Here is a 17,246-nt window from a genome sequence, read left to right on the forward strand (position 1 = left end):
GTTCAGACGGCCTTCCGCTTGTGCAGCAAGTGGTCGATGGAAACGGCAGCCAAGAGAATGCAGCCTTTGATCATGTCCTGCCAATAGACGGAGACGTCGAGCAGGATCAATGAACTGGTGACGACCGAAAGCAGGGCGATGCCGAGAATGGCGCCGAGGATCGTGCCCGAGCCGCCGTTGAGCGAGGCTCCGCCGATGACGGCCGCCGCGATGATGTTGAGCTCCATGCCGACGCCGAAGGTCGGCGTCGCCGCCCCGAAGCGCGACATGTAGATGACGCCGGCGACACCGGCGAGCGTCGAGCAGAGCACCGTCACCCAGAACTTCACCTGCTTGGTCTTGATGCCCGAATAGAGCGCCGCCTTCTCGTTGCTGCCGGTATAGAACACCTTGCGGAAGGCGGTCGCCCGGCGCAGCAGGAAATCGAACAGAATAACGACGGCGACGAAGATCAGGATGACATAGGGAACACCGTGAAAGGTGCCCTGCCCGACCGCCTTGAACGAGGCCGGCAGCGTGAAGAGCGACAGCGGCGTGCCCTTGGTGATGACGAGGCAGAGACCGCGCACGATCACCATCGCCGCCAGCGACGTGATGAAGTGGTTGAGCCCGACGACGGTGACGAAGAAGCCCATGATCATGCCGATCATGCTGCTTGCGAGGATCCCGACGAGCGAGGCCGTCCAGGGGTCGACACCGGCGAGGAACAGCGATCCGGCGAGCACCATGGCGAAGCACACGACCGAACCGACCGCAAGGTCGATGCCGCCGACGATCAAGAGGATCGTCATGCCGACGACGACGATGCCTTCGACCGAGAAGCTCATCAGCATGGCGCGCATGTTGCCGAAGGTCAGGAAGTGCGGCGAGGCGAAGCTCATGACGAGCCCAAGCGCCAGGATGATCGCGATCAGCCCGGCCTCGCGCATCGTGCCGATGCGTTTCCAGGCCGGCACCTGCCTCTCGGTTGCAACCATCGTATCAACTGCCATTTCCGCCTCCCCGGCTCTTTCCGTTCTTTCAGGCGACATTTGCTGTCCTGCCCGTTGCGATCTGATCCGTTTGCGTCACGCCGGACGCCAGGCGGATCACCGCCTCCTCGCTCATGTCAGTGTCGTCAAGCTCGCCGGCGATCGCGCCCTCCCGCACGACCAGCACCCGGTCGCAAAGCCCGAGCAGCTCCGGCAGTTCCGATGAGATCACCACGATGCCGATACCGGTTTCGGCAAGTTCGCGCAGCAGCCGGTGGATCTCGGATTTCGCGCCGACATCGATGCCGCGCGTCGGCTCGTCCATGAGGATCACCTGCGGGCGAACGGCGAGCTGCTTGGCGATCGCCACCTTCTGCTGGTTGCCGCCCGAGAGCGACGACACCGGCATGTCGATGCCGCCCATGCGCACGCCGAGGCGCCGCACGAAATCGCGCGCCAGATCGGCCTCCGCCTTGGAATTCAATAGTCCGAGCGGACCTGTCAGTGTCTTCAGATCGAGCACCGAAATGTTCTGGGCAATCGAGAGCTCGACGAAGACGCCGGAGCCCTTACGGTCCTCCGACAGGTAGACGATGCCGGCATTGACCGCGTCGCGGTAGTTGGCGATGCGCTGGACCTTGCCGCGCAGGGCGACCTCGCCCTTCGACCTGGCCCTCAGGCCACAGATCGCTTCCGCTATCTCGGTGCGGCCGGAGCCGATCAGGCCGCCAAGCCCGAGGATCTCGCCGCGCTTCAGATCGAAGGAGACGGTGTCGATACGGTCGCCGTCGCTCAAATTGCGAACCGAGAGAATTGTCTCGTCCGACCGCGCCTCCGGCGCCTGCTTCGCTGGATAGAGCTGGCTGATCTCGCGGCCGACCATCCGGCGCACGACATCGTCAGGCGTCACGTCGGCGATCTTCTCGGTGACCACATGGCGGCCGTCGCGAAACACCGTGACGCGGTCGCAGAGCGAAAAAATCTCCGCCATGCGGTGGCTGATATAGATGATGGAAATACCCGCAGCCTTGAGGTCGCGGATGATGCCGAACAGCGCCTGCGCCTCGGCCTCGGTCAGCGCCGCAGTCGGCTCGTCGAGGATCAGCACGCGGCAGTCGAGCGTCAGCGCCTTGGCGATCTCGACCAGCTGCTGGCTGGAAATGGCGAGGTCGGCAACCTTGCGCCGGACATCGATCGGTGCCAGCCGGTTCATCACCATCTGCGCCTCCCGTTCGAGCGCGCCGTAGTTCATCAGCGGCGAACGGCGGCGGTTGGTGGCGGCCATGAACATGTTTTCCGCCACCGTTGCATCCGGACAGAGCGCGATCTCCTGATGGACGAGGCCGATGCCGAGCATCTGGGCGATCGCCGGCGAGCCGACCTTCACCGGCGCACCATCGACCAGCACCTCACCGTCATTCGGCTGCAGCACACCGGCAAGGATGTTCATCAGCGTCGACTTGCCCGCGCCGTTTTCACCGCAGAGCGCGTGGATCTCTCCCCGCTCAAGCCGAAAATCCACCTCCGTCAGCGCCTTCACCGCACCGAAATGCTTGGTGACGCGCCGGACCTCCAGAACCGGTTCTGCTGCCATGCTGTCCTCCACCCGCATCATTGGCTGCCCGGCAGGGGCCGGGCAGCCAAGTCATGTCCTTACTCGTCGATGCCCTTGGTACCACGACGCTTCAGGTACTTGTCCCAGTAGAAATCGTCGGCATTCTCGGCGGTGACGATCGAGAGGCCGTTGTCGACGAAGGGGATGCTCATCGGGTTGAAGCCGGCGCGCTTGGCGTCGTTCATCGGGTCGATCAGCTCCGGGTGTTTGGCCATCCACAGCAGCATGAAGCCCATATAACCCTGCATGCCCTGGTTCGGGTTGATCGAACCGAAGACTTCGCCGGCCTTGATCATGTCGAGGATGTTGGCGTTGACGTCGGCGCACATGACGAGCACCTTGCCGCCGCTTTCCTTGCTGGCCTGGGCGGCACCTATTGCCGAGTTGGCTTCCGGCATGAACACGGCGCCGAGGTTCGGATTGGCCTGGATGATGCTCATCAGGCCTTGGTAGGCCTTGTTCGGATCCTGGTTCGAGGCAGCACGTCCGACGAGTTTCATGTCCGGCCACTTTTCGGCCATGCGGTTGACGAAGGCGGTGATGCGCTTGTCGTGGTTGTCCTGGCCGGGGTTTTCGAGAACCGCATACTCGCCCTTGCCACCCATTTTCTCGGCGATCGCGTCGGCCGCGTAGGTGCCTTCGCGGCTATTGTCCGAGGTGATGAAAGAGACGCGCTTCGACAGCGGCGAGTCCGCAGCGAAGGTGACGACGGCGGTTCCTTGATCGATCGCCCGGTTGATCGGCTCGATGAACGGATCCGAGTTCATCGGATGCACTAGGATGCCGGCCGGGTTCTGGGCGAGCGCCTGGTCGAAGGTGGCGATCTGCTTGTTGACGTCATATTCCGGCGTACCGGTATATTCGGTCTCGCAGCCGAACTGCTGGCCGGCCTGCTTGAACATTTCATAGACCGGGAACCAGTATTCGACGCCGGATACCATGACGTTCATGACGTATTTTTCGCCGGGCTGGCAGCGAAACGGGTTCGCCGTTTCGGCGCTTGCCGAGCCGGCCCAAAGCGAAGTTGCAATGACCGCCAGAGCGGTCGTGCTGAAAAATTTGCGCACGCGTCCTCCTCGAGGCCGAAGCCCCTCCCAAAACCGATGGGCCGCCTGTTTGCGGCCGCTGAATGTATGAGTTTGCCGGAACTCCTCCTCGACTTCCGACGATTGCGATTAAAGCGGCGGACTCACTGTCTGTCAATATAATTCATGGCATGAATAATAATTCATGCCCAATGTGGAAAAGGCGGGAGAGAGCCTTCAATCTGCTGTCACGCGGATCGGCTAGAGGGCGACGATGGTTACCCTGCAACAGATCGCCTTCCATGCCGGCTGCTCGCTGGCGACCGTCTCGCGCGTGCTGAACGGCGAAGGCCCGGTCAGCGACGAGATGGTGCGGCGCGTGCGCCGGGCCGCTGCCGAGCTCGGCTATCGGCCAACGCCGGCCGCAGGACGCACTGCCGCCCGCAACCAGCCGGTTGTCGGCGTGCTCGTGCCAAGCGTCACCAACCCGGTCTTTGCCGCCTCGCTCGGCGGCATCCAGCATCGCATGCAGGCCGCAAACCACGGCGTGCTGATCGCCCAATCCAACTACGACCCGGCGCTCGAAGCCCGCGCGGTACGCTCGCTGCTCGAACAGCGCCCGACCGGCCTGATCCTGACGCTTTGCGATGCCCGCACCAGCGAGGCCCTTTCCGCAGCACTGCCGCCGACCGTGCTTCTCAACAACCGGCCGGTTCCCCGCTTCGCCGCTGCCGTCACCGTCGATAACTACCGGGCCGGTTTCGACCTCACCCGCCATATGCTTGACCACGGCCACCGCCGCATTCTCGTCGTCTCCGGCCACTTCCGCTCCTCCGACCGGGCACGGCTGCGCTATGACGGCTATTCCGCCGCCATGCAGGAAGCCGGCTTCCAGCCGATGGAGGCGGTCGAGATCCCCTTCGTCGATGGCTACGAGAATCTCGATCTCGCGACGGTGATCGTCCACCATCGACCGACCGCGATCATCGCCTCCAACGATCTGCTGGCGCTTGGCGTGATCGCGGCGCTTAGAAGTGAGGGCCTGGCCGTGCCGGATGACGTCTCGGTCGCCGGCTTCGACGGCATCGCACTCGGGCGGCTGATGACGCCGACGCTCACGACGATCTCGATGCCCGATGGCGACATGGGCGTCGCGGCGGCGGCGCTGCTGCTCGACATGGCCGAAAATGCGTCAGGCTGCCGTCATCTGACCCTCGAAAGCCGGCTCTATCCCGGTGGAACGGTTCGCCGCCTCGGCTGACCGGACAAACAAACGCCGCCCGCGAAGCTTCCTCCGGGGCGGCGGCAGTCATCGGGATAGTCGAGATCAGCTGCGCGGCAGCAGGCTTTCGACTTCGGCTGCGGCCTCGTCCAGCGCTTCTTTCGGCGTCGCCGTCTGCTCGACGATACGCGACAGGTTCTCGACGATCGTCTGCGTGACCTTCACCCCGTTGCTGCCGGGGAAGGCATACCAGGGACGCATGCGCGGCATCTGCTCAAGACCGGCGCGGAACAGCGGGTTTTCCTTGTAGAAGTTGGCGAGATAGTCCGGCGACTTGGCGGCGAGCTCGTTGTTCGGCACATAGCCGGTGCCAGGAACGACGACGGATGCGCCGTAAGGGCCGGCGGCGAACTTCGCAAACTTCCAGGCCGCTTCCTGCTTTTCCGCGTCGCGGGTCAGGATGACGACGGCATTGCCGCCGGTGGGCAGCTTGCCGTTTACCGGGTCGATCAGCGGGATATGGGCTGTTCGCAGGTCGAACTTGCCGCCGACATTCTTGATGGTGTTGCGCAGCGCGCCCGTCGTCTGGAAGGCAAAACCGATCTTGCCGGCAACGAAGGCCTGTTCGCCGGCCTGCTTCGTCAGCACCGGCAAGCCGCCTTCCTTGACCATGCGGTCGAGCACCTCGACGGCCTTCTGGCCTTCAGGGCCATTGAAGGTGACCTTGCTTTCGTCGGCGCTCAGCATGTCGCCGCCGGCGCCGAAGAGCAGTGCGGAAAACATCCAGTCGTCGCCCTGCCAGCGGAAGTCGATGCCCTCGTTGCCGTCACCGAGCGCCTTGATCTTGCCCCCGAGCGCGATCACCTCGTCCCAGGTCTTCGGCGGGTTTTCCGGGTCGCCGCCGGCTTTGCGCACCAGATCGGCATTGTAGTACATGATCGGGTTGGAGGTGGCGAAGGCAAGGCCCACCTGCTTGCCGCCGACCTGGGCGAGCTTCAGGATATTCTCGGAAAAGCCCTGCTCCGCCATGTTGCCGTCCTTGGCGATGAACGGGCCGAGATCGACGGGAATGTCGCGCTCGTTGACCATGCGTAGACGATTGAGGCCGATGAAGGTGAGATCGGGCATCTCGGCCGTGCCGGCCTGACGCATGATCGTCTGGATGCCTTCCTCATAGGTCGCCGAGGGATTGGCGAAGGTGATCTTGATATCAGGGTTTTCTTCCATGAACTTCTTCGAGATCGTGTCCATCACGTCCTTGAAGAAGCCCGGCATCGGGTAATGCACCGTGAGCTGGGTCTCGGCATAAGCGGGGGCGGCGAGCATCAGCGATGCGGTGGCTGCGGTGAAAAGCTGTCTCAGATGTTTCATGGATTGCGCTCCGGGTTGGACCGTTCAGCCTTTGAGACCGGTCATGGTGATGCCCTCGACGAAGCGCTTCTGCGCCAGCAGGAAAGCCGTCACGAGGGGAAGGGTGATGATGAGGGTTGCGGCCATCAGCGCGCCGTAGTCGTCGCCCGCTTCCGCGGCGCGGAAATAGAGCAGGCCGAGCGGCGGGGTGGCATAATCCTGGTTGGTGACGACGATCAGCGGCCAGAAGAGATCGTTCCAGTGGGCGACAACCGAGAAGATCGCAAAGGCGGTGATCGCCGGCCAGGCGTTGGGCACGATGACACGCGCGACGATGCCCGCCTCCGACATGCCGTCGAGCCTCGCCGCATGGATCAGGTCGTCGGGCATCGCACGGAAGAACTGCAGGAACAGGAAGATCGCAAAGACCGAGATCGAGAATGGCGCCACCAGTGCTGTGTAGCTGTTCAGCACCGAGAGCCTGTCGAAGGCCACGTAAATGGGCAGCGCCGTCGCATGGATCGGCACGAGCAGACCGAGCATGACGAGGACCATCATGGTCCGCGCCGCGCGGAACTTCAGCTTGGCCATGGCGTAGGCACAGGGGATGGCAACGACGATCTGGATGACGAAGATCAGCGCGCAGACGACGACGCCGTTGAAGAGCAGGGTCGACATCGAGACGCGCGACAGGGCCTTCGAAAAGTTCTCGATGTAGGACCATTGCTCAGGGATCAGCGACAGCGACGAGGAGAAGATCTCGCTCTGCGCCTTGCCGGCGGTCGAGACCATGAAGATGTAGGGGGCGAGGAAGAGCAGCGCGCCTGTTGACAGGATCGCAAGGCGAAGGATGCGGGCGACGGAGATAGCGTTGCTGGTCATGCGTAGTGCACCTTCCGGTCAAGAACGCGGTACTGCAGGAACATCAGGACGACGAGGATGGCGAGAAAGACGACGGTCATCGCCGATGCGTAGCCGACGCGCAGATAGACGAAGCCTTCCTGGTAGATGGTGAAGAGCAGCACCTCCGACGCCTTGTTCGGACCGCCCTCGGTCAGGGTCTTCACCGTCTCGAACACCTTCACCGAATTGATGATGCTGATGGTGGCAACGAAGAGCGTCGTCGGCCCGAGCATCGGCCAGGTCACCAGCCGGAAACGATCGAACCAGGATTTGGCGCCATCGACCTCCGCCGCGGCATAGAGCTCTCGCGGAATGGCGGTAAGGCCGGCGAGAAACAGCACCATGTTGAAGCCGACGGATTGCCAGATGCCGATGATCGACAGGCCGTAAAGCACGGTTCCGGAGGCGCCGAGCCAGTTGGGGCCGGCAATGCCGAAGAGCGCCAGGAAGGTGTTGATCGGGCCGATCGTTGGGTGGAACAGGAACTGCCACACCGTCGCCATGGCGACCAGCAGCGAGGCAACCGGCAGGAAATAGACCGTGCGGAAGAAGGCCCTGCCCTTGGTTTCCGCCTCGATCAGCATGGCGATCGCCAGCGCCAGTACGATCGAGACCGGCGTGACGATCACTGTGTAGACCGCAGTGTTCCAGAGCGAGCGGCGGAATGTGCGATCACCCAGAAGTTCGGCGTAATTCTCGAAGCCGACGAAGCGCCAGTTGCTGTAGCCGAGCTCGAAATCGGTGAAACCGAGCACGATCACAGCGGCTGTTGGCAAGAGGATGAAGAGGAAAAGCAGCGTGATCGCCGGCAGCGCTAGCAGCCAGGCGATGCGGGCTTCGCGGCGATCGGGGAGGTTGGCAGCGTCGATCGCGTGGGAGCGAAGGTGCCGCGCCGGCTGGGCAGCGTGAGCGCTTTTGTCGTGCTCGGCGGGGCAGAGGGGGGTAGTCTCGACACCCGCCGCCCCAACCGCCGCCTCTCGATCGGAACCCGCCTTAGCCATGGATCTTCTCCAGCGTCGTCGCGATAGCGACCGGCTCTGCCTGCAGCCGAGCACCCTCGCTGTCGAACAGCATCACCCGCTCGGCCATGAACTCGACATCAACCGGCTGACCGATCGCGAGGGCCGCGGCCTCGGCCGGCGCCGCCTTGGCGGTGATAACCTCGCCGATCGCATCGAGGCGAGCATGGACGATGACTTCAGAGCCGAGGAACTCCATGCGCTCGACCCGCGCCGTCAGCCGACCGGCACCTGCCGCATGGAAACGCACGAATTCCGGGCGGATCGCGAGCTTCACCGGCGCATCCGGCGCCTGCCCGCGCTTTGCCAGCAGGACCAGATCGCCGAAGCGCACGATACCGGCGGCATCGGTGCGGGTCTCAAGCACGTTGATCTTCGGCTGGCCGAGGAAGCGTGCGACCTCGATATGGGCGGGGTTGTCGTAGATTTCCTTTGGCGTCGCCAGTTGCAACAGGCTTCCGCCGATCATCACGGCGACCCGGTCGGCCATCGACAGTGCTTCCGACTGATCATGGGTGACATAGAGCGTCGGCACGCCGGCGCGGCGGTGCAGATCGACGATCTCGCCGCGCGCATGGACGCGCAGGTTGGCGTCGAGATTGGAGAGCGGCTCGTCCATCAGGAAGACGGCCGGCCGGCGCACCATCGCACGGGCGAGCGCCACGCGCTGACGCTGGCCGCCGGACATCTGCCCGGGCTTGCGGTCGAGCAGATGGTCGATCTTCAGCGCCAGCGCCATTTCCTTGACCTGACGCTGGATATCGGTGCGGATCTGCTTCTGCCCCGGCAGGACGTTGCCGACGAACGGCAGGCGTTGCGCCGCCGTCAGGCGTCGCATGGCGAGCGGCACGGCAATGTTCTGGCCCGCGGTCAGATGCGGATAGAGGGCATAGGACTGAAACACCATCGCGACATTGCGATCGGCCGCGGCCATGCGCGCGACGCTGCGTCCGCCGATGACGATCTCGCCGGTATCACCGTGGTCGAGGCCGGCCACGATGCGCAGAAGCGTGCTCTTGCCGCAGCCGGAGGGGCCGACGAGGGCGATGAATTCGCCGGCCTCGGCTTCCAGGCTGACGCCCTTGAGGATGGCGTTGCCGGCGTAGGATTTGGTGATGCCGCGAAGCGAAAGCACGCTCATTGTGCAGCCTCCACGCGGATCTTCTTCTTCGCCGCCTGCGGGTAGACCTCTTCGACGATCGGATCGAGCACGTGGCTCGTCAGCCCCGGCACCGCGACGATCTCGCTCGCGACGTCGGCATCGGTGAACCTGTGCACGACGGCGCCGACCAGCCGCTCGCCCGGCATCGGCCGTTCCAAGGTGTCGATGATGAAGGAGGTCGGCGGCGCCCAGATCAGCGACGTTCCGGCATGTTCACCCGTCCAGGCCCAATGCAGGTGGCCGCTCGCATGCAGCGCCACATCGGAAGCCGCAAACAGATCAAAGAGACGCTGGCGCTGGCGGGGACGGATGCCCCAGTAACCGGTGTCGCCTTCCTCGGGCGCATCGACGAAAAGCGGCTTGTGGGCGAAGATTGCCACCCTGCGCCCATCGCGGTTCTGCAACTGCTCTTCCAGCCAGGCAAACTGCTTTTCCTCTTCCTCGTCCTCGAAGCCGAAAAGCAGGCTGTTGAGGCCGACCAGACGCCAGTCGCCGTGGTCGGAGACCCAGTAGTCCGGGCCGGCAAGGCCGCGCCAGCGGGCAAGGCGTTCCGGATCGACCGGCTGGTGCGAACCGGGCAGATGACCGACATCATGATTGCCGGGAACAATCAGCACGGGCATCGACAGTTGCCCGATCTGGTCAAGCGAGAAGGTGATGTCGGCTTCATCGTCGGCACCATCGATCGTGACGTCGCCGGTGTGGATGACGAGGTCCGGTGCCACGGCCTCGATCCAGACGCGCAGCGGCTCCCAATTGTTGTTGAAGTGGCTCTTGGAGGGGCTGAGATGAGTGTCGCTGATCTGGACGATCTTCATGGAAACGGGCCTCCGGCAATGGCTAACGGGCGTGCTCATCGGAGGGATTTGTCTCCCCTCCGCTGCGGTTGCCGCAGTCTTTAGGGAGTTGCCATGTCAGTTTGGTAACAGCCGTTCTCAGCTGATTTTCAGTTTCTCCATGAAAGTTTCACCTTCAGGAAAAACGGTTGTCGCAAAATCTGTCCGAGCCTCAGCCGGCGGAGGTCAGGTCGCCTTTGCGCTCAAAATCTCATACTATTGTATACGATAATTTGCGCATATTGACGACAAAAAGCTCAATTCATGAGCAGTCGCTCTAAAATGCGAACGGCCGCAGTTCGTCGTCGCAACGGACATTCTCACGCAAAACCATAGCCTTAAGGCACGACGATCGAGATTGGCACGATTGATGCTTCTTGTCTGTTGCAAGGAGAAAACCTCATGTCGAAAGCCGCAGAGATCGATATCGTTTCCGTTTCCAAGATTTACGGCTCGACCACGGCTGTACAGTCCATCAGTCTCAAGATCCCCGCCGGCAGCTATTGCTGCTTTCTCGGTCCTTCCGGCTGCGGCAAGACCTCGACGCTACGCATGATCGCCGGCCATGAGAGCATCTCGTCCGGCGATCTGCGCCTCGGCAATGTCGTCGTCACCGATTTTCCGCCGGCCAGGCGCAACACGGCGATGATGTTCCAGTCCTATGCGCTGTTCCCCCATCTCGACCTCGTCGACAACGTCGCCTTCAGCCTGAAGATGAAGGGTGTCGATCGTGATGCCCGCCGCGCCAAGGCGCTCGACATGCTGAAGCTGATGCAGATGGAGGCCTATGGCTCCAGGCGTCCGGCCCAGCTTTCGGGCGGCCAGCAACAGCGTGTGGCCCTCGCCCGCGCCCTCATCACCGAGCCGGAAGCGCTGCTGCTTGACGAACCGTTGTCGGCACTCGACCCGTTCCTGAAGATCCGCATGCGGGCGGAACTGAAAAAACTGCAGAAGACGCTCGGCATCACCTTCGTCCACGTCACCCACAGCCAGGAAGAGGCGATGGCGCTCGCCGATCTGATCGTGGTGATGAACAACGGCAAGATCGAGCAGGCGGCAGCGCCGCGCACCGTGTTCGAGCGGCCGGCGACCGCTTTCGTTGCACGCTTCATGGGTGACCACAATGTGCTTTCGGGGAAAGTCCGGACGATCACCGACAACTTGATCGAAATGGAGACGACCGAGGGGCAAGTCTTCTCGGTGCGCGACATCGCCCAGGAATTCGGCAAGCCAATCGACATCGGCATCCGCACTGATCGCGTGCGGCTCGATCCGCCGAGCGAGAAGGGCCTCGGGTTCCAGGCGGTGGTCTCCAACATCGAATATCGCGGCGCTTCGGTGTGGCTCACTGCCATTGGCGCCGGCAGCGACGACTTCACGGTGATCCTCAGCGACGCCGATTACTTCAGGAAACCCGTCACTGTCGGCGACGTGGTCTCCCTGAGCTGGACCCTGGAGGACGTCGTCCCCCTCGGCCGCCTTTCCGCATGAGCTACCAACCATCAAAAAGAAGGGGAACTGCACATGACGACTGAAACCAAGACTGAAACGCCTGGCGTCGGCCTGACCCGGCGCTCACTTCTGAAAACCGGCGCTGCCGCCGTCGGCGCGATCGCCGGATCGGGCGCCATCACCGGCTTCCCGACGATCTGGGCCCAGAACCCGATCACGCTGCGCCAGTTCGGCACCGGCGTTTCCAACATCAATGCGATCGCCGAGAAGTGCAAACAGGACCTCGGCATCACGCTCGAAATGACGGCGACCGATTCCGATGCCGCAGCCCAACGCGCGGTGACCCAGCCCGATTCCTACGACATCGCCGACATCGAATACTGGATCGCCAAGAAGGTCTTTCCAGCCGGCGTGATGCAGCCGATGGATGTGAAGAAGATCAAGTACTTCGACAAGATCGTGCCGCTGTTCATCGACGGCAAGCTCAAGCCCGAAAGCGTCGTTGCGCAAGGCACGGCACCGCACACCGTCGGCTTCGTCGAGGCGCCGGGCGCCAAGACCTTCGCCAAGTCGCCGACCGACTGGATGACGCTGATCCCGACGATCTACAATGCCGACACGCTCGGTATCCGTCCCGATCTCGTCGGCCGTGAGATCTCGACCTGGGCCGACATCATGGACCCGGCCTTCAAGGGCAAGACCGCGATCCTCAACATTCCCTCGATCGGCATCATGGATGCTGCCATGATCATGGAGGCCCTTGGCAACATCAAATATGCCGACAAGGGCAACATGACCACGGAAGAGATCGATAAGACGATCGACTTCCTTATCAAGGCCAAGCAGGACGGCCAGTTCCGTGCCTTCTGGAAATCCTTCGACGAGAGCGTCAACCTGATGGCTTCGGGCGAAGTCGTCATCCAGTCCATGTGGTCACCCGCCGTCGCCGCTGTGCGCTCGAAGGGCATCGCCTGCAAGTACCAGCCGCTGAAGGAAGGCTATCGCGCCTGGGGCGGCGGCCTTGGCCTTGCCGCCCACCTTCAGGGCGCCCAGCTCGACGCGGCTTACGAATACATCAACTGGTACCTGTCCGGCTGGGTCGGCGCCTATCTCAACCGCCAGGGCTACTACTCCGCCGCCATGGAGACCGCCAAGGGCTTCATGTCCGAGGACGAGTGGGGCTTCTGGGTGGAAGGCAAGCCCGCCCAAGGCGACATCCTCTCACCGGAAGGAAAGGTCATGGAGAAAGCGGGCGCGGTGCGCGACGGCGGCTCATTCGAAGAGCGCATGGGCAAGGTCGCCTGCTGGAACTCGGTCATGGACGAGGACCGCTACATGATCAAGCGCTGGAACGAGTTCATCGCGGCGTAATCGCCCGTGGGGATTGCCCCTCACCCTAGCCCTCTCCCCGCAAGCGGGGAGAGGGGACGCGTCCCACTAGCCGGCCAAGAGCACGTAAAACGACGCGGCAGATCCCTTCTCCCCGCCTGCGGGGAGAAGGTGCCGGCAGGCGGATGAGGGGCAGATCCAGCGCCCAGGAAATCAAGAGAGGAACGACGATGGCGACACTTGCGACTTCGCAGTCAGGGGAGATCGGAACGGAGAAGGCGCCACGCCGCCTGGTCGTTCCGCGCGCCCTTGCCTCCTACCTCCAGGCTCTGCCTCTCACGCTAATCCTCGGCTTCTTCTTCGCTCTGCCGATCCTGACGATCATCGTCGTCAGTTTCTGGGACTATGATTTTGCCGGGCTTTATCCGGATTTCCTGACAATGAACTACGCCGATACGCTCGGCTCCTGGGTCACCTGGAAGACCTATCTCAACACCCTGAAATTCACCATCCTCGTCTGGGCGCTGACGCTTTTGATCGGCTTCTGGGTTGCCTATTTCCTCGCCTTCCATGTCCGCACCACCACGATGCAGATGGTACTCTTTCTCATCTGCACGGTACCGTTCCTGACCTCGAACATCATTCGCATGATCTCGTGGATCCCGGTGCTCGGCCGCAACGGCTTGGTCAATTCGACCCTGATCGAACTCGGCCTCGTCCCGAAGCCGATCGAATGGCTGCTCTATTCCGACTTTGCCGTCGTGCTCGCCATGGTCCATCTCAACACGCTGTTCATGGTTACGCCGATCTTCAACACGCTGATGCGCATCGACCGGTCGCTGATCGAGGCGGCGCACGATTGCGGCGCTTCCGGCCGGCAGATCCTCTGGAACGTCATCCTGCCGCTTGCCAAGCCCGGCATAGCGATCGGTTCGATTTTCGTCGTCACGCTGGTCATGGCGGATTTTTCGACGGTGCAGGTCATGTCGGGCGGCCAGAGCGCTTCCGTGGCGCTGATGATGAAGAACCAGATGTCGCTGCTGCAATATCCGGCCGCGGCCGCCAATGCGGTGGTGCTTTTGATCGTCGTGCTTTTGATGGTCGCGGCGATCCTCCGCGTCGTCGACATCCGCAAGGAGCTTTGACATGAGCCACGAGAAACGCGGCAAGGAATTCTACCTGCTCGCAGCCTTCTTCACCCTGTTCGTGCTCTTTCTCTACGGCCCGCTCTCGGCCGTGCTGATCCTCTCCTTCCAGGGACCGGACGGCGGCCTGACCTTTCCGCTGAACGGTGTATCGCTGCACTGGTTCTACAATCTGTTCGAGAGGCAGGCGGTCGGGGATTTCGGCGCGTCGTTCCGTCGCTCCTTCACGCTCGGTCTGATGGTGATGGCGGTCAATGTCGTCGTGGCATTGCTCGCCGGCCTTGCCTTTCGCCGGCGCTTCCGCGGCGCGACGGCGCTCTTCTATCTTACCGTCGCAAGTCTCGTGGTGCCGTCGATCATCATCTCGCTTGGCATCGGCGTTGTCTTCCAGCAATTCGGCCTGAAGCCTGCCTGGTATTCCTCCGGTTTCGGCGCGCATCTCACCTGGACGCTGCCCTTCGGCGTGCTGATCATGTTCGCAGTCTTCAACCGGTTTTCGCCAGCCTATGAGGAGGCGGCGCGTGATCTCGGGGCGACGTCGTGGCAGACCTTTCGCCACGTCCTCCTGCCGATGATCACTCCAAGCCTGATCGGCGTCGGCCTCTTCGGCTTCACGCTCTCCTATGACGAATTCGCCCGCACGCTGATGACCTCGGGCAGCTACAACACCCTGCCGCTCGAGATTTACGGCATGACCACGAATGTGACGACACCGGTGCTCTATGCGCTCGGCACCGTCACCACCCTCTTCTCCTTCACCATTATCCTCGTCGCGCTTGCGGTCATCCTGATCCTGCGGCGCCGCCAGGCAAAGCTGAGCTAGGCCAGATGCGTATCCTCATCGTCAATCCCAACACCACCGCCTCGATGACAGCCAAGGCGGCGGCCGCCGCTCGGGCGGTCGTCGGCCCCACCACCGAAGTCCTCGCTCGCACCTCCAGGTCGGGGCCGGCCTCGATCGAGGGGCACTTTGACGGCGCCGTGGCGCTTCCCGGCCTGCTTGCCGAAATCCGCGACGGCGAAGTGGCCGGCGCCGATGCCGCGGTCATCGCCTGCTTCGACGACACCGGCCTTGAAGCCGCCCGTGCGCTCGCCCGCATTCCGGTCGTAGGGCTCTGCGAATCCGCCGTTGCGACCGCTGCCATGCTTGCGCAGCGCTTCACCGTGGTCACGACGCTCGAGCGGTCGCGCGTGCTGATCGAAAATCTCGTCCGGCACTATGGAATGGGCAACCGGGCCAGGGTGCGCGCCGCCGACATTCCGGTGCTGGAACTGGAGGACGAGGCCTCGAACGCGCTCGCCAAACTCCGGCGCGAGATCGAGCTCGCGCTACACCAGGACGGGGCCGAGGCGATCGTGCTCGGCTGCGCCGGCATGGCCGATCTCGCCCGGGATCTGCAAGCCGATTACGGCGTGCCGGTGATCGATGGCGTCTCCGCCGCAGTCAAGCAGGCGGAAGCGCTGGTGGCGCAAGGGCTTATGACCAGCAAGCGCGGTTCCTACGCGCCACCGCTCACGAAGACCTATTCAGGCTTCATGAGCGCGCTTTCGCCGACCACGGCCTGAGAAGATGCCGACCTGGAATCATCCATCACAGTCGCAAGCAACGCGTTCGACGCGTCCGCCTCGGCAATGATCCAGTCACGAAAGGCCTGGATCTTCTTCTGCCGTCGGCTGCTTTGCGGATAAACCAGCCAGTAGGCACGGCCGTCGCGCACGACATGCTCGAATGGCCGGATGAGCCTGCCGCTCTTCAGTTCCTCCATCAGGAAGGTGGAGACGGCAATCGCAATGCCGTGGTCCGCAAGGGTCGTTGCCACATCCATAGCCTGGACGTCGAAGATCAGCTCGGTGCCGTTGCTTGCCGGCGGCTCGACGCCGGTTTCGATCATCCACCGCCGCCACCAGCTGGCGTTGCCGAAGCGGCGCACCCGTAAAACGTCGGACGGGTGTTTGAGCTGGTGCTTTTCCAGGAAGGACGGCGTGCAGACCGGCACATAGTCGAGCGGGAACAGCGGAAACACGTCGTTCCCCGGCCAGTCGCCGCTGCCGCTGCGCACCGCGAAATCGATGGCATCGCGCTTGAAATCGACCAGATCGGTGGACATGTGCACCCGGATGCTGATGTTCGGATGGGCCGTCTGAAACGAGGCGAGCCGCTGGCCGAGCCAGCTCGAGACGACCGTCGGAAGCACTGAAATATGCAGGTGATGTTCGGTCTTGTCGGCAATCTCGGAGAAGGCCGCGCCCAGCAGATCGATCGCCTCGGTCACCCTTGGCGCCAGCTGGCGGCCTGCAGCGGTCAACCGCACTTCGCGCGGAAGGCGGACGAAGAGCGGTGTGCCGATGCGCTCCTCCAGCAGCCGGATCTGATAGCTGACGGCAGCCTGCGTCATGCCGAGTTCTTCCGCCGCGCGGGTGAAACTCAGGTGCCTCGCCGCCGCCTCGAAGGCGCGCACCGCACTCATGGGGGGAATCTTGCTCATGCGGCTGAGATAAGCATTCTTTATGCCAGCATGCGAGAAATCGCTTTGCGCGAAGCGGCAAAAATCCTCACTTTTTTCGCGAAAACACCACCCCGAGAGAAGTGAGGATAGCAATGCTTAGCGCAGTGCGATCAACGATTTACCATGTCCTGAACTGGACCGAGAGGGCGCTTCGCCCATCAACGCCAATCGATGCCTTCAACGAGTTTCAACTCAGAGACATCGGCCTGACACGGGACCAGGAGCACATCCGCGCGCGCGTCAGTGACGCCGCGGACCCCTGGCACTGGCCGGTGGAATGTGCGGAACAACAGCGGCCGGCGCCAGCACGGCAACAGGCAGATACCCCTCGCCCCGCGATCGTCTCGCCGCGCGCATCGGCGGGAGAAAATAAAGACATAAGCATTTCTTTATGCGATTGACGCGCGTTCGGTTGCAGGGCATTGTCTTGAAATCGTGGTTCTCAGTCCCGCCATCCGGCGGGGCGGAGCTAAGAGGGAATTCGGTGCGGCGCCTCAAAAACGCCCAGGCCGGAGCTGCCCCCGCAACTGTAGGCGGAGAGCGGCCGTTCGATGATGTCACTGAGGAAGACGCCTCGGGAAGACGGAACGGTTCGTGTTGACCCGCAAGCCAGGAGACCTGCCGCGATGAACAACGTCCACGGGCGGGGTGTCCGATGAGGCGCGTTGACGACGCGGGATAGCTCCTCGCGCCGCGGCTGCGTCGCATTC

The 17,246-nt window shown here is 62.9% G+C and carries 15 protein-coding genes and 1 riboswitch; of the genes, 6 read left to right on the top strand and 9 right to left on the bottom strand.

Translation table 11 applies throughout. From position 1 onward, the window contains the following. Positions 1-2: 2 nt before the first annotated feature. The 3 genes from BBX50_RS25665 to BBX50_RS25675 are packed head-to-tail and all read right to left on the bottom strand — an operon-like array spanning position 3 to position 3,653. The gene (locus BBX50_RS25665; RefSeq protein WP_065778118.1) at positions 3-992 is read right to left on the bottom strand and encodes an ABC transporter permease; all 990 of its coding nucleotides are present in this window, start codon (positions 990-992) and stop codon (positions 3-5) included. A 28-nt stretch (positions 993-1,020) separates the two neighbouring features. After that, positions 1,021-2,565, bottom strand: coding sequence for a sugar ABC transporter ATP-binding protein (locus tag BBX50_RS25670; protein ID WP_065778119.1), 1,545 nt, complete (start codon positions 2,563-2,565; stop codon positions 1,021-1,023). A 59-nt stretch (positions 2,566-2,624) separates the two neighbouring features. Next, on the bottom strand, positions 2,625-3,653 hold the full coding sequence (locus BBX50_RS25675; RefSeq protein ID WP_065778120.1) for a substrate-binding domain-containing protein: 1,029 nt from the start codon (positions 3,651-3,653) through the stop codon (positions 2,625-2,627). 232 nt (positions 3,654-3,885) lie between these two features. Here BBX50_RS25675 and BBX50_RS25680 point away from each other — a divergent pair, with 232 nt between their 5' ends. Next, positions 3,886-4,872, top strand: a complete 987-nt coding sequence (locus BBX50_RS25680) for a substrate-binding domain-containing protein (protein WP_065778121.1) — start codon at positions 3,886-3,888, stop codon at positions 4,870-4,872. A gap of 66 nt (positions 4,873-4,938) precedes the next feature. Here BBX50_RS25680 and BBX50_RS25685 read toward each other — a convergent pair whose 3' ends face one another. Genes BBX50_RS25685 through BBX50_RS25705 form a run of 5 tightly spaced genes read right to left on the bottom strand, consistent with a single transcriptional unit; the run spans position 4,939 to position 10,085 of the window. Continuing rightward, a complete protein-coding gene (locus BBX50_RS25685) occupies positions 4,939-6,204 on the bottom strand; it encodes an ABC transporter substrate-binding protein (protein ID WP_065778122.1) in 1,266 nt (421 codons plus the stop codon). A 24-nt stretch (positions 6,205-6,228) separates the two neighbouring features. After that, positions 6,229-7,065: a carbohydrate ABC transporter permease gene (locus BBX50_RS25690; protein ID WP_065778123.1), complete on the bottom strand. Its 837-nt coding sequence runs from the start codon at positions 7,063-7,065 to the stop codon at positions 6,229-6,231. After that, positions 7,062-8,087, bottom strand: coding sequence for a sugar ABC transporter permease (locus BBX50_RS25695; protein ID WP_083213822.1), 1,026 nt, complete (start codon positions 8,085-8,087; stop codon positions 7,062-7,064). The genes BBX50_RS25690 and BBX50_RS25695 overlap by 4 nt, the downstream gene beginning before the upstream one ends. Next, positions 8,080-9,246, bottom strand: a complete 1,167-nt coding sequence (locus BBX50_RS25700) for an ABC transporter ATP-binding protein (protein ID WP_065778124.1) — start codon at positions 9,244-9,246, stop codon at positions 8,080-8,082. The genes BBX50_RS25695 and BBX50_RS25700 overlap by 8 nt, the downstream gene beginning before the upstream one ends. Continuing rightward, the gene (locus BBX50_RS25705; protein WP_065778125.1) at positions 9,243-10,085 is read right to left on the bottom strand and encodes a metallophosphoesterase; all 843 of its coding nucleotides are present in this window, start codon (positions 10,083-10,085) and stop codon (positions 9,243-9,245) included. Before BBX50_RS25705 ends, BBX50_RS25700 begins: the two co-directional genes overlap by 4 nt. Before the next feature lie 420 nt (positions 10,086-10,505). Between BBX50_RS25705 and BBX50_RS25710 the strand changes: the two genes are divergently transcribed. The 5 genes from BBX50_RS25710 (at position 10,506) to BBX50_RS25730 (ending at position 15,595) form a co-directional block, all read left to right on the top strand. Continuing rightward, the gene (locus BBX50_RS25710) at positions 10,506-11,594 is read left to right on the top strand and encodes an ABC transporter ATP-binding protein (RefSeq protein WP_065778126.1); all 1,089 of its coding nucleotides are present in this window, start codon (positions 10,506-10,508) and stop codon (positions 11,592-11,594) included. Positions 11,595-11,627: 33 nt separating this feature from the next. Further along, the gene (locus BBX50_RS25715) at positions 11,628-12,926 is read left to right on the top strand and encodes a PotD/PotF family extracellular solute-binding protein (RefSeq protein ID WP_065778127.1); all 1,299 of its coding nucleotides are present in this window, start codon (positions 11,628-11,630) and stop codon (positions 12,924-12,926) included. A 188-nt stretch (positions 12,927-13,114) separates the two neighbouring features. Beyond that, entirely contained in the window at positions 13,115-14,029 is a 915-nt protein-coding gene (locus BBX50_RS25720) for an ABC transporter permease (RefSeq protein ID WP_065778128.1), read from the top strand. 1 nt (position 14,030) lies between these two features. Further along, a complete protein-coding gene (locus BBX50_RS25725) occupies positions 14,031-14,852 on the top strand; it encodes an ABC transporter permease (protein ID WP_065778129.1) in 822 nt (273 codons plus the stop codon). A gap of 5 nt (positions 14,853-14,857) precedes the next feature. Beyond that, a complete protein-coding gene (locus tag BBX50_RS25730; protein WP_065778130.1) occupies positions 14,858-15,595 on the top strand; it encodes an aspartate/glutamate racemase family protein in 738 nt (245 codons plus the stop codon). Here BBX50_RS25730 and BBX50_RS25735 read toward each other — a convergent pair. Continuing rightward, positions 15,553-16,497, bottom strand: coding sequence for a LysR substrate-binding domain-containing protein (locus tag BBX50_RS25735; protein ID WP_065778131.1), 945 nt, complete (start codon positions 16,495-16,497; stop codon positions 15,553-15,555). The two genes, BBX50_RS25730 and BBX50_RS25735, sit on opposite strands and share 43 nt — an antisense overlap. Before the next feature lie 458 nt (positions 16,498-16,955). Further along, positions 16,956-17,177, top strand: a riboswitch (cobalamin riboswitch). Positions 17,178-17,246: the final 69 nt, after the last annotated feature.

It is taken from the genome of Ensifer sp. LC11 (assembly GCF_001695835.1).
Lineage (GTDB): Bacteria > Pseudomonadota > Alphaproteobacteria > Rhizobiales > Rhizobiaceae > Ensifer.